This window comes from Streptomyces rubellomurinus, from assembly GCF_000961885.1.
GTDB classification, from domain to species: domain Bacteria; phylum Actinomycetota; class Actinomycetes; order Streptomycetales; family Streptomycetaceae; genus Kitasatospora; species Kitasatospora rubellomurina.
The window spans coordinates 196,312-208,842 of record NZ_JZKH01000002.1 but is presented as its reverse complement, the minus strand read 5'-3'; the positions used below and the strand labels follow the sequence as shown (position 1 = coordinate 208,842).

Annotated in this window: 13 protein-coding genes; 10 read left to right on the top strand and 3 right to left on the bottom strand. The window is 72.8% G+C overall.

Features of this window, described 5'->3' with window-relative positions; genetic code table 11:
- From VM95_RS44015 to VM95_RS02200, 6 genes are all read left to right on the top strand, one after another.
- The coding region (locus VM95_RS44015) for an immune inhibitor A (RefSeq protein WP_244178587.1) at window positions 1-132 on the top strand (132 nt) is incomplete at its 5' end.
- A 286-nt stretch (window positions 133-418) separates the two neighbouring features.
- A complete protein-coding gene (locus tag VM95_RS02220; protein ID WP_045692231.1) occupies window positions 419-2,155 on the top strand; it encodes a carbohydrate-binding module family 20 domain-containing protein in 1,737 nt (578 codons plus the stop codon).
- Between the two features lie 140 nt (window positions 2,156-2,295).
- Entirely contained in the window at window positions 2,296-2,520 is a 225-nt protein-coding gene (locus VM95_RS02215) for a hypothetical protein (RefSeq protein ID WP_045692230.1), read from the top strand.
- Window positions 2,521-2,863: 343 nt separating this feature from the next.
- Window positions 2,864-3,916 carry an alpha/beta hydrolase gene (locus tag VM95_RS02210; RefSeq protein WP_244178579.1) on the top strand — a complete coding sequence of 351 codons (1,053 nt, stop codon included), beginning with the start codon at window positions 2,864-2,866 and terminating at the stop codon, window positions 3,914-3,916.
- A gap of 272 nt (window positions 3,917-4,188) precedes the next feature.
- The gene (locus VM95_RS02205) at window positions 4,189-5,097 is read left to right on the top strand and encodes a hemerythrin domain-containing protein (RefSeq protein ID WP_045692229.1); all 909 of its coding nucleotides are present in this window, start codon (window positions 4,189-4,191) and stop codon (window positions 5,095-5,097) included.
- A 110-nt stretch (window positions 5,098-5,207) separates the two neighbouring features.
- Complete coding sequence (locus tag VM95_RS02200; protein ID WP_045692228.1) at window positions 5,208-6,170, top strand: DUF1152 domain-containing protein; 963 nt, start codon at window positions 5,208-5,210, stop codon at window positions 6,168-6,170.
- A 35-nt stretch (window positions 6,171-6,205) separates the two neighbouring features.
- On the opposite strand, the gene VM95_RS02195 is transcribed toward VM95_RS02200, so the two are convergent.
- The gene (locus tag VM95_RS02195; protein WP_045692227.1) at window positions 6,206-6,751 is read right to left on the bottom strand and encodes a DUF1707 and FHA domain-containing protein; all 546 of its coding nucleotides are present in this window, start codon (window positions 6,749-6,751) and stop codon (window positions 6,206-6,208) included.
- Between the two features lie 144 nt (window positions 6,752-6,895).
- Window positions 6,896-7,465: a DUF1697 domain-containing protein gene (locus VM95_RS02190; RefSeq protein WP_078859522.1), complete on the bottom strand. Its 570-nt coding sequence runs from the start codon at window positions 7,463-7,465 to the stop codon at window positions 6,896-6,898.
- 99 nt (window positions 7,466-7,564) lie between these two features.
- On the opposite strand from VM95_RS02190, the gene VM95_RS02185 reads away from it, so the two are divergent.
- Window positions 7,565-8,035, top strand: a complete 471-nt coding sequence (locus VM95_RS02185; RefSeq protein ID WP_045692226.1) for a pyridoxamine 5'-phosphate oxidase family protein — start codon at window positions 7,565-7,567, stop codon at window positions 8,033-8,035.
- A gap of 17 nt (window positions 8,036-8,052) precedes the next feature.
- On the opposite strand, the gene VM95_RS02180 is transcribed toward VM95_RS02185, so the two are convergent.
- Window positions 8,053-8,409, bottom strand: a complete 357-nt coding sequence (locus VM95_RS02180) for an ArsC/Spx/MgsR family protein (RefSeq protein ID WP_045692266.1) — start codon at window positions 8,407-8,409, stop codon at window positions 8,053-8,055.
- A gap of 137 nt (window positions 8,410-8,546) precedes the next feature.
- Between VM95_RS02180 and VM95_RS02175 the strand changes: the two genes are divergently transcribed.
- From VM95_RS02175 to VM95_RS02165, 3 genes are all read left to right on the top strand, one after another.
- Window positions 8,547-9,764, top strand: coding sequence for a cytochrome P450 (locus VM95_RS02175; RefSeq protein WP_045692225.1), 1,218 nt, complete (start codon window positions 8,547-8,549; stop codon window positions 9,762-9,764).
- 163 nt (window positions 9,765-9,927) lie between these two features.
- Window positions 9,928-11,022 carry a PP2C family protein-serine/threonine phosphatase gene (locus tag VM95_RS02170; RefSeq protein ID WP_045692224.1) on the top strand — a complete coding sequence of 365 codons (1,095 nt, stop codon included), beginning with the start codon at window positions 9,928-9,930 and terminating at the stop codon, window positions 11,020-11,022.
- 370 nt (window positions 11,023-11,392) lie between these two features.
- Window positions 11,393-12,487 carry a cytochrome P450 gene (locus tag VM95_RS02165; protein ID WP_052707094.1) on the top strand — a complete coding sequence of 365 codons (1,095 nt, stop codon included), beginning with the start codon at window positions 11,393-11,395 and terminating at the stop codon, window positions 12,485-12,487.
- The last annotated feature ends 44 nt before the right edge of the window (window positions 12,488-12,531 follow it).

Sequence of the window (12,531 nt, the reverse complement as noted above, 5' to 3'; positions counted from 1 at the left end):
GGCTACCAGCAGCGCACCTTCGACCTGTCGGCCTACGCGGGCCAGACGGTCACCCTGAAGTTCAACGGCGTCGAGGACTCCTCGCTGCAGACGAGCTTCGTGATCGACGACACCTCCATCCAGACCAGCTGAGGTCGCACCGGCTCCCTGAGGGACCGGTGAACCAGGACAGGTGAGGGGCCCGGCGGCTACGGCCGCCGGGCCCTTGTCGTGTTCTCCTGTCCTGTCGTGCGTCCTGTCTCCTGTCCTGTCGTGTGCCCTGCCGTGCGGGGCGGTCGGGCACGAAGCGGAAACGTTTCGCCCTTGACCTTGACGGTGTGTCCCGGCGCCTCTAGGTTCGCTGCAAGTTTCCGGCAAGTTACAGAAACTTCCTGCAGAGAACGGCTGCCCCCACCCCAGCCACCCCCATGGAGACGATGTGGTCACCACCGCCCCCACGCGCCGGCCTGCCCGCCTGGCCGGCGCGCTCACCGCCTCGGCGGCGCTCGCGCTCTCGCTCACCGCGGGCATCGCCGCCCCCGCCGCCCAGGCCGCCCCGCCCGCGAACAACGGCAAGGACGTCACCGCCACCCTCTTCGAGTGGCGCTTCGACTCCGTCGCGCAGGCCTGCACCTCCACCCTCGGCCCCAAGGGCTACGGCTTCGTCGAGGTCTCGCCGCCGCAGGAGCACATCCAGGGCCCGCAGTGGTGGACCTCCTACCAGCCGGTCGGTTACCAGATCGCCGGACGGCTGGGCGACCGCACCTCGTTCAAGAACATGGTCGACACCTGCCACGCGGCCGGTGTCAAGGTGATCGCCGACGCGGTGGTCAACCACATGTCGGCCGGCTCCGGGACGGGCACCGGCGGCACGGCGTACACCAAGTACAACTACCCCGGCACGTACCAGGACCAGGACTTCCACGCCTGTCGGCAGCCGATCACCAACTACCAGGACCGCACCAACGTGCAGACCTGCGAACTGGTCAACCTCGCCGACCTGGACACCGGCAGCGCGAAGGTCCAGAGCACCATCGCGCACTACCTCGACGACCTCGGCTCGCTCGGCGTCGACGGCTACCGGATCGACGCCGCCAAGCACATCGCCGCCGGCGACCTCGCCGCGATCAAGGCCAGGATGGCCAACCCGAACGCCTACTGGGTGCAGGAGGTCATCTACGGCGCCGGCGAGCCGATCCAGCCCACCGAGTACACCGGCAACGGCGACGTCGACGAGTTCCGGGTCGGCACCGACCTCAAGCGGATCTTCACCGGCGACAAGCTCGCCAACCTCAACGGCTGGGGCGCCTCCTGGGGCTACCTGCCGAGCAACCAGGCCCGCAGCTTCGTCGACAACTGGGACACCGAGCGCAACGGCTCCACGCTCAACTACACCTACGGCAACACCTACACGCTGGCCAACGTCTTCCTGCTGGCCTCGACGTACGGCTCGCCCAACGTCTACTCGGGCTACGGCTTCACGAACAAGGACGACGGCCCGCCGAACGGCGGCACCGTCAACGCCTGCTACCAGGACGGCTGGAACTGCACCCACGCCTGGCGGCAGATCGCCAACATGGTCGGCTTCCGCAACGCCGTCGCGGGCACCGGGGTGACCGACTGGTGGTCCAACGGCAACAACGCGATCGCCTTCGGGCGCGGCAACCGGGGCTACGTCGCGATCAACCACGAGAGCGGCGCGATCACCCAGACCTTCCAGACCGCGCTGCCGGCCGGCACCTACTGCGACGTCCAGCACGGCGACCCGCAGCCGGGCGGCGGCTGCACCGGCCCGACGTACCAGGTCGGAGCCAACGGGCAGTTCACCGCGATGGTGGGGGCGGGCGACGCGGTCGCGCTGTACGTCCAGCCCGGGGCGACGGTCTCCGGCGCCTCGTTCAACGTCAACGCGACCACCTCGCTCGGCCAGAACATCTACGTGGTCGGCGACGTCCCCGCGCTCGGCGGCTGGGACCCGGCGAAGGCGCTGCCGCTGTCCTCGTCCGGCTACCCGGTCTGGTCGCTGGCGCTCTCGCTGCCGCCCGGCACCGCCTTCCAGTACAAGTACGTGCGCAAGGACGCGAGCGGCGCGGTCACCTGGGAGTCCGGGGCCAACCGGACGGCGACGGTGCCCGGCTCGGGCACGGTGACGCTGAACGACACCTGGCGGCCGTAGGGCTGGTGGCGGCGGTCCCGTCGCCGAAGCGGGGAGATTCCGGGGCCCTCGTCAGTCCGGCGATGACGAGGGTCCCTCCCCGGGGTGGCCGGGCCGGTTGAAACCCCCGGATCGGGGGACGGTCCTGCCACCATCGCGGGATGAGAACCAGCCCCCTCGTCCTCGACGTCGAACTGTGCGGCGGCCGCTGGGACGGCCACCGCAAGCGCGTCAACGCCGCCGCCCCGCCGCCCGCGCTGCGGATGCTGCTGCGGGTCGAGCTGCCGGCCGCCGAGGACGGCGAGTACTGGCCGACCACCAGCGTCTACCGGCTCGACGACGGCGGCGGCGGTGCGCCGCGGTACCGGCACTCGCACGACGAGTAGCCGGTGCGGCCGCCGCCGAGCCGTTCCCCGTACCGGCGGCCGCGTCCGGCCCCCGCATCCCACCCCCGCTGTCCGACCCCCGCCGTCCGACCCCCGCCGGACGGCGGGCAGGTGAAGGGTTTTACCTGATCGCGAACAAACATTGGATTTCCGGTGGCCACCGCGCAACCGGCCCGCCCCGACCCACGTCATAGGATCGCAGGAAGGTTCGCCGCCCGTAAGGGAGGGCGAACCGTCGCCCGGGGGCCGCACCAGCACCGCGTTCCGGGCCTGTCCGGCCCCACCGGGGGGCCGCCGCCCGGTCAGACGGTCCGGGTGTGACATCGGTCGGAGAGTCCTCACCGTGCTTAGGCAGTCGTCCCGTTACCGCGCCCTCCTGACCGGCGCCGCCACGCTCGTCCTGGCCGCCACGCTCGCGGCCTGCGGGGGGAGTTCCGGCGGCGGGAAGGGGGACGGCGCCAAGGCGGACGCCACCCCGGCCGCGGCCGACAGCGCCGCGCCGACCAGCCCCGCCGGCACCCCGGCGGCCGGCGCGACGACCGCCGCCGCCTCGGGGAAGGTGCTGATGCCCACCGGTCCGGCCGCGTCGCTCAACAAGGTCCGGGACACCGCCGCGGGCCCGATCTTCTCGACCAAGGTGACCGGCGCGAAGTCCGGCGTGACCGGCCAGGTCTGGGTCTGGCTGCCGCCCGAGTACAACGACCCCAAGTACGCCAAGACCGGCTTCCCGGTGCTCACCCTCTACGCGGGCGGCCAGAGCAACGGCTACAACACCTGGACCGACAACCAGCTGCCGATCCAGGAGGAGGACGAGCGGCTGGTCAAGGACGGCAAGGCCCACCCGTTCATCATGATCATGCCGGTGCAGAACTTCAACAGCGACGAGAAGAACGCGCTGGACTGCTCCGACATCCCGGGCCAGCCCAAGATGGGTACCTGGATGGCCGAGGACATCCCGGACTTCGTCCGCGCCAACTTCCGTACCGTGAAGGGCCGCGACGGCTGGGGCATCATGGGGGCCTCCACCGGCGGCTTCTGCAGCGCCAAGCTCGCCCTGCAGTACCCCAACGTCTACAAGGCCGCGGTGCCGATCGACGGCTACTTCATCCCGGACTCCGGGCTGTGGAAGGGCCACGACGCCGAGAAGGCGGCCAACAACCCCGACATCCTGGTCACCCAGGGCAAGGCCGACGTGAAGATGTACGTCACGGCGGGCGGTGCCAACGGCTACGAGAAGGCCGTGGTCACGAACTGGGTGAAGAAGGCCGTCGCGCCGGTGTCCATCGAGTACTACGAGCAGCCGGGCGGCAAGCACCTGACCTCGGACTTCAAGAAGATGATCCCGGACACGCTGCAGTGGCTGACCAAGCAGCTGGCGGGGCCGGCCGCCGACTGACCCGTCCGGTCCGCCGACCAGACGGCCCGCTGATCAGACGGCCCGGGGCACCGCGTGTGCCCCGGGCTTTCGCGTGCCCGGACGCGGGTCCGGCGCCGGCCCGGAACCCCCGCTCGGGCCCGTCCCGCGCGCCCCGCCCGGGTGCCGGAAAACGCCTGTGACCTGCGCGTCAATCGGACATTGATTCGCTTCTGATCGACTGCGAGCACCTTGGATGGGGCCGCCTCACCACCGGCAGCCCCCATCCGCCCGCCAGCCGTGAAGAGAGTGCCATGCCGATCCACCTCCTGCCGCAGCCGTCCCCGTCCGTGCCCGAGCAGCGGTCGCAGTCCGGGGCCGAGGCCCGGGGCGCGAGCGCGTACGGGCACGACGCCGACGAGGAGCCGGCGACCATGCGGTTCGCCGGGCTGCGGCTGGTGCACGCCGCGCTGCGGCGCGACCTCGCCCGGCTGCCCAACGCGCTGCGGCTGCTCCAGCCCGGGGAGGACGACCAGGGCGAGGCGCTGCTGCGGCACTGGAACTTCATGACCGCGATGCTCACCTGCCACCACGAGCAGCAGGACACCCGGATCTGGCCGATCGTGCGCCGCTTCGCGCCCGAGCTGCGGCTGCTGCTCAACTGGCTGGAGGACGACCACCACGCGCTGGACCACTCGTTCACCCGGGTCACCACGCTGGTCCGGATCGCCACCCGGGACACCGGCAGCGCCTGGCCGGTCGCCTACGCGATGGAGGACCTGGCCGCCCGGCTGGAGACCCACCTGCGGATCGAGGAGCGCCAACTGCTGCCCCGGATGGAGCTCGTGTTCACGGAGGGCTCCCGGCTCGGCGGGCTGGGCGAGCTGCTGGACCTGCTGTGCTCGGCGGACGGCCCCGGCACGCCGGACGCGCTGGCCTGGCTGCTGGACGGCGTCGACCAGGAGCAGATCGAGCGGCTACTGGCCGAGTGCGACGACGACGTGGCGCGCAACTGGCCGCACTGGCAGGCCACCTACCAGCGCTGCACCGCGCGGCTCTGGGGCTCGCCCGGCGACCTCGTGCCCGGTGACCTCGTGCCCGGTGACCTCGCGCCCGGCGTTCCCGCCCGGGCCTCGGACGACCTCCCGGCCGCGGGTCTGCGGTCCATCGGCTTCCCGTTCGGCGAGCTCTCGTCCGGCAACCCCGGGCACGGCACCGACTGAGCGCGGGGTCTTTTCGCGGCCCGTCGATCTACGCGCGTGGCACGAGTCGGGGGCATATGCCAACCGCTGGACGGAGATCGTCGAAGCGCCGGCGGTGCTACCGTCCGCCGGTGACCTCTCTGCTGCAACCCCCGCTGATCACCCGGCTGCTGGCCGCCGAGCGCATCCTCGTGGCCGGGGCCGGCGGCGGATTCGACGTGTACGCCGGCCTCCCGATCGCCCTCGCCCTGCGCGCCGCCGGCAGGGAGGTGCACCTGGCCAACCTCTCCTTCACCCACCTCTACGGCCTGCCCGGCGAGGTGTGGCACGAGCCCGACCTGGCCCGGATCCGGCCGGACACCCCCGCCCCCGAGGGCTACTTCCCCGAGCGCACGCTGGCCCGCTGGCTGCGGCTGCACGGCCTGCCCGACACCGTGTGGGCCTTCCCGACGGTGGGCGTCCAGCCGCTGCGCGAGGCGTACCGGCGGCTGGTCGACCACCTGGGCGTGGACGTGATCCTGCTGGTCGACGGCGGCACCGACATCCTGATGCGCGGCGACGAGATCGGCCTCGGCACCCCCGAGGAGGACATGGCCAGCCTGGCCGCGGTGGCCGGCCTGACCGAGGTCCCGGAGCGGTTGGTCGCCTGCCTGGGCTTCGGCGTCGACGCCCACCACGGCGTCAACCACTCGCTGGTGCTGGAGAACCTGGCCGCGATCGACCGGGCCGGCGGCTACCTCGGCGCCTTCTCCGTCCCGCGCGACAGCCGCGAGGGCGCGCTCTACCTGGACGCCGTCGAGCACGCCCGGGCCGCCTTCCCCGAGCACCCCAGCATCGTCAACGGCTCGGTGGCGGCCGCGCTGCGCGGCGAGTTCGGCGACGTCCGGTTCACCGAGCGGACGAGGGGCGAGCAGCTCTTCATCAACCCGCTGATGACGCTCTACTTCGGCGTGACGGTCGAGGCGCTGGCCGCCGAGAACCGCTACCTGGACCGGCTGGAGCACACCGTGCTGATGCGCCAGATCGCCACCGCCATCGCGGAGTTCCAGGACGAGCTGCCCCGGCAGCGGCCGCGCCGGCAGTTCCCGCACTGAGCCGGGCGGTCGCCGGCTCCCGGCGACGGCTGCGCTCAGCCCGCGGCGATCCGGAACTCCAGGTTGCCGAACCGCACCTGGTCGCCCGGGCGGACCCGGACGGCTCCGGCGATCCGGCGCCCGTTGACGTGCGTGCCGTTGGTCGAGCCGAGGTCGTACAGCACCCAGTCGCCGTCCTCCTGCCGCAGTTCGGCGTGCCGGCGGGAGACCGAGGGGTCGTGCAGCCGCAGGCCCGAGCCGGGCAGCCGACCGATCGTCAACTGCCCGGCACCGACCTGCGGGAGGCTCAGCCCGGGCAGCCGCTCGGTGCGCCAGGCCCGCCCCAGCCGGTCGCCGAAGGCGGAGAACCGGCCGACCGTCCGCAGCACGAAGCGTTCGACCGGGCCGCCGGCGGGCAGCCCGGCCAGCGCGGCGTCCAACTCGCCCCGGCTGTCGGCGCGCAGGACGATCTCCATCCGGCCGAGGAAGGTGTCGTGCGAGAGCCGCCCGCTGCCCGCGCCGTCCTTGAGCACCCCGAGTGCCTCGTCCCGTTCGGCGTCGGACGGCCGGACCGCACCGGTGTGGAACTCAGCAGGCGTCATGGCCCGATTGTCGGCTCGGCCGACTCGGAGTGTCCAGCTCGCGCCGTGCGCCGGCGCCGGGGGAGTACCTCACTGAGCGACAGACGCCCGCCCGGCCCGGGCGGTTCCGCGCGGTTCCGAGCGCTGGGGCCCGCGCCCCGGTCGTCAGCCCTTGCGGGCGGCGGCCAGGATCTTCTCCGTGGTGTGCAGGAAGCGCGAGGTGACCGACCCCCGGTAGGACTTGTCGAACACCTCCTTGGTGACCCACTTGCCGTCCCGCAGGTGGATCACCAGGTACGCGGCCCCCGGATCGGCGCCCAGCACCTCGACGTCGCCCTTCGGCGAGCGGTGCGGGCGCGCCAGCTCGGCCGGCAGCGGCTCCGACAGGAAGGCGATCACCAGCCGGACGTCCGGCGTCACCTCGACGCCCCGGAACGGCTCGGCGGCGAGCAGCGCGGCGACCTCGTCGACCGTCCGCAGCATCACCGGCACCGGGTAGCCGAGCTCGCGCTCCAGGTGCTCCTCGATCCGCGCGGTCAGCGCGGCGCGGCCCGGTCCGTCGGTGGCGTCGGAGGTGAAGAAGACGTTGCCGCTCTGGATGTACGAGCGGACGCCGCCCAGCCCCAACTCGGCGAAGAGCGCCCGTAGCCGCTCCATCTTCACCGTCCGGCCGCCGACGTTGATGGCCCGCAGGAACGCGATGTAGGTGGTCGTGGTCGTGGTCGTGGTGGTCACCGGGCCAGTGTGGCACCGGCCACCGACAGCCGCCCGGCGCCGGTTCGTCCCCGGCGTTCGTCCCCGGCGTTTGTCAGTGGCGGGTGCCAGACTGGCGCCATGGCTACCTGGCAGGATTTCGAGCAGCAGGCACCCGAACTCGCGGCCCTGGTGCGGGCCCGGTTCGAGGCCGAGAAGCACCACGTCCTGGCGACGCTGCGCAAGGACGGTTCACCCCGGGTGAGCGGTACGGAGGTCGAATTCGTCGGCGCCGACCTCTGGCTCGGCTCCATGTACCACGCGGTCAAGGCCCGCGACCTCCAGCGGGACGGCCGCTTCGCGCTGCACTCCCACCCGGGGAACGAGACCATGGAGGGCGGCGACTCCAAGATCGCCGGCCTCGCGGTCGAGGTCACCGACGAGGTCGAACTCCTCGCCTTCGCCGCCGAGTTGCCCGAGCCGCCGCCCACCCCGTTCCACCTGTTCCGGCTGGACCTGCGGCAGGTCGTGCACACCAGCCTGGAGGGCGACCACCTCTGGGTCCTCAACTGGCACCCGGGCCGGCCGGTGGAGCGGATCCAGCTGCACTGACCGCTCCCCGGGGGCCGCTACGGCAGGACGGACTTCAGCGCCTCCGGCGTACGGGCCACCACGGCGTGCCCGTCGTCCGCGGTGATGATCGGCCGCTGGATCAGCACGGGGTGCTCGGCCAGCGCGGCGATCCAGCGCGCCCGGTCGCCCGGCTCCCGGCCCCACTGCCGCATCGCCAGCTCCCGGGCGGTCGCCTCGTCGATGCGGGTGATGTCCCACGGCTCCAGGCCCAGGCGCTCCAGCACCTGCTCCAGCTCGGCGACGGTCGGCGGGTCCTCCAGGTAGCGGCGCACGGTGTACTCGACCCCGTGGGTGTTCAGCTCGCTCAGCGCCGTCCGGCACTTGCTGCAACGGGGGTTGATCCAGATCTCCATGCCGACCAGCCTACCGAGCCGCCCGCCGCCCCACCCGGCGTGGCGGCGCCGTGGCAGCGGCGTGAACGGCACGGGAACTCCGCCGGGCCCGGTGACGGTTCAGGAACCGGAACCATCGTCTCGGAGGGGAGTGCCGGATGGACGGCGCGACGATCATCGAACAGCTCATGACCACGGAGGTCAGGGCCGATCCGTACCCGCTGTACGGGAAGGCCCGCGCGCTGGGCCCGATCGCCCCGGCCGGGGACGGCATGTTCGTGGTGAGCGGCTACGAGGCGGTCAACAAGGTGCTGCGCACCCCCGGCTTCGGCGTGGCGACCGCCGAGATGATGGCGGGCACCGCTCCCGAGCTGGCGACGCACTCCTCGCTCGCCCTGTTCGGCCGCTCGATCCTCCAGCGCAACGCCCCCGACCAGCCCCGGGTCCGGGCGCTGATCGCCTCGGTGTTCAACGCCCGCCGGGTCGCCGCGCTGCGCCCGGCCGTGGAGACGGCGGTCGGCCGGCTGCTCGACGAGATGGCCGAGCAGGGTGCGGACGGCTCGCCCGTCGACTTCATGGACGCCTTCGCCTTCCGGCTGCCGGTCGGCGTGATATGCGAGCTGCTCGGCGTCCCCGACCAGGACCGCTACCGCTTCCGCGGCCTCACCTCCGACCTGACCGTCGCCCTGGAGGTCCTCAAGGACCTCGACGAACTGGGCCCGGCGGACGCGGCGGCCGAGGAGATGACCCGGTACTTCACCGAGCTGGCCGCCGAACGCCTCGCCCGCCCGCAGGACGACCTGGTGACCGACCTGGCCCGGATCGCCGCCGAGGACGACGGCCGGCTCTCCGCCGAGGAACTGCTGGCCAACCTGGTGCTGCTGCTGGTGGGCGGCTTCGAGACCACCACCAACCTGCTCGGCAACGGCCTCGCCCTGCTCTTCCGCCACCCGGAGGTGGCCGAGGGGCTGCGCAGCGGCGCCGTCTCCCCGGCCCTGTTCACCGACGAGGTGCTGCGCTTCGACTCCCCGGTCCAGGCCACCGTCCGGGTCGCGCTGGAGGAGGGCCTGGCCGTCGACGGCCTGCCCGTCCCGCCCGGCAGCACGGTGACCGTGCTGATCGGCTCGGCCAACCACGACCCGGCCCGGTACGACCGCCCCGAGGTGTTCGACCCGGCCCGCACGGACAGCCAGCCGCTCAGCTTCGGCGGCGGCCAGCACTTCTGCCTGGGCTCCCAGCTGGCCCGGCTGGAGGGCGAGATCGCGGTGCCCGCCCTGCTGGACCGCTTCCCCCGGCTCGCCCCCGGCGGCGTCCCCACCCGGCGGGACCGGCTGGTGCTGCGCGGCTACGAGACCCTGCCGGTGACCGTGCGCTGACCACCCCCGGACGCCCGGTGCCCGAGGCCGACCCGGTCCCGGGCACCGGGCCGTCCGGCCGCTCGTGGCCGGGGCGGCGGTGGGGGAGCATGGAGGGACGAACCGGTCGTACCGGGCCCTGTCCGGCCCGGCGGCCGGACCGGTCGGCCAGGAGGTCCCCGCCGTGCCCGCACCAAGCCGCCCGCCGCCCCCCGTGGTCGAGCCGCCCCGGGTGCCGCGCTGGGTGCCCTGGCTGCCGGTGGCCCTCCTGCTGCTCGACCTGCTCATCGAGGCCGTCGTCCCGGACGCCGTGGCCGCCGGCTTCCTGCTCACCGCCCTGCCCGTGGTCGCCGCCTTCAGCTACGGCCCGGCGCTCACCGCCGCCACCACCGCGGGGGCCCTCGCCCTGCAGATCCTGCTCGCCCTGCGGGCCGGGCACATCAACGAGCAGCACCACGTCTGGGTCTACATCGCCACCCTGCTCTCCGGCGTGATGGGCACCGCGCTGGCCTGGCAGCGCATCCGGCAGAACCGCAACCTGCTGCAGGCCCGCACCGTCGCCGAGACCCTGCAGCGCACCGTGCTGCGGCCCGTCCCCGAGCGGGCCGGCGGCCTGCGGGTCGCCGGGCTCTACCGCCCCGCCCAGGCGGAGGTGCTGGTCGGCGGCGACCTGTACGAGGTGTGCGACACCCGCTTCGGCGTCCGGGTCCTGCTCGGCGACGTCCGGGGCAAGGGGCTCGGCGCGGTCCGTACCGTCGCCGACGTGCTCGGCGCCTTCCGGGCCGCCGCGCACGACACCCCCGGCCTGGTCGACCTCGCCGACCAGCTCGACCGCGCCGTCCTGCGCGACGCCACCGACCGCGGCGACGACGAGCTCTTCGCCACCGCCGTCCTCCTCCAGTACCGGCCCGGCGCCGACTGCGTCGAGATCGTCAACCGCGGCCACACCACCCCGCTGCTGCTCGCCGGGGGCGCCATCACCCCGGTGTCCTGCGCCGACGAGCTGCCGCTCGGCCTCGGCCACCTCGGCCCGCCCGACGAACGCGGCAAACCCACCGTCGTCGTGCTGCCCCCGGGCCACACCGTCCTGCTCTACACCGACGGCGTCAGCGAGGCCCGCGACGCCACCGGCACCTTCTACCCGCTCGCCACCCGCCTCACCGCCTTCGGCGACACCACCCCCGACCGGGTGGTCTCCTTCCTCGCCCAGGACGTCCACCAGTTCGCCGGCCTCCTCGCCGACGACCTCGCCGTCCTGGCCCTCACCCCGGAACACTGACCGGCCCGGCCCGCCGCTCACCCGGCCGTCGTCCGCCGGCCGGCCCGGAGCAACGCGGTCTCCGCGGTATCGAGTTTGCCGGCCGTGACGATATCGGTTTGGAATGTGCTCGAACTGACGATCATATTCCTTTGGAATGGCCCGGTTGAGCGAGTGTCGGAATCTCCGATATATGCTGCACGGGTATCGTGGGAAGGGCGGGTGGAAGCCGTCTTTTCCGTTGATCGGACCCAAGGCTGGACTGTTGAATCCAGAGAAGATCCTTTTATCGGTTTTTGCCCCGGAGGGCAGGGACAATCCCTATCCCGCCCTGGCCGGACTCCGGGAGGTGGCGCCGGTTTACTACAGTGTGACGATCAGCTCGCATTTCTTGACCACTTTCGCAGGCTGCCAGGCCGTTCTCACCGGCCCCGACTTCCTGGTGCCCGACCGGGAATGGTGCGAGCGGAGAATTCCGGAAGGCATCGGTCGCCCGGCCGCCGACTTCTTCTACTCCTCGATGCTGGCCACCAACCACGACGCCCATGATCGACTCCGCCGCCTGGTGGTCCGGGAGCTGAGCGCCCGCCGGGTCGCCGCACTGCGGGCCAGGGTGGAGGAGCTCGGCGCCGAACTGCTGGACGCCTTCGCGGAGGCCGCCGCCGGCGGCGCGGTCGCGGACTTCTACGAGTTGGTCGCGTTGCCCCTTCCGGTCGCGATGGTCGGCGAGCTGATCGGCGTGCCGCGTGCGGATCAGCAGGGCCTGAGCCTGCTCGGTGACGATGCCGCCCGGCTGCTGGAGCCCGTCCGCACCCCGGAGGACTGGGCTCGGGCCGACCGGGGGGTGGGAGGGCTGCGGACGTACTTCGCCGGACTGCTGCACGAACGCCGTTCCCGGCCTGCCGACGACCTCGCCTCGGCCTTGGCCATGGGCCCCCTGACGGACAGCGCCGGGCTGACGGACGACGAACTCGTCGATGTGCTGGTCCTGATGTTCGCCGCCGGCTTCGAGACCACCGCCGCGATGCTCGGGATGGCGGTGCACGCCCTGCTCAGCCATCCAGAGCAGTGGGCCTTGCTGCGGCGTCGGCCCGAGCTGGTGCCGGCCGCGCTGGAGGAGTCGCTGCGCTGGGACGCTCCGGTACCGATGACGGAACGGATCACGGCACGGGCCACGGAGGTCGCCGGGGTCCCCCTGCCGGCCGGAGCCAGCGTCATCGCGGTCATGGCGGCCGCCCACCGGGACCCCGAGGTGTTCGCGGACCCGGACGCCTTCACGATCGGACGGCAGGACGGCCGGGTGCTGAGCTTCAGCGCGGGCGCGCACTACTGCGTGGGCACCGCGCTGGCCCGGCTGGAGGGAGCCGTCCTGCTGCGCCAACTACTGCACCGTTTACCGCGACTGACGCCGTCCGGCCCGCCGACCCGGCGCACCGGCGACGGTCTGCGCGGCTTCACCCGCCTCCCGCTGGCCCTGGCCGGCTGACCCGCCCCCGCAGTCCCGATCACCGTCCTTGGAGGAACCGGTCC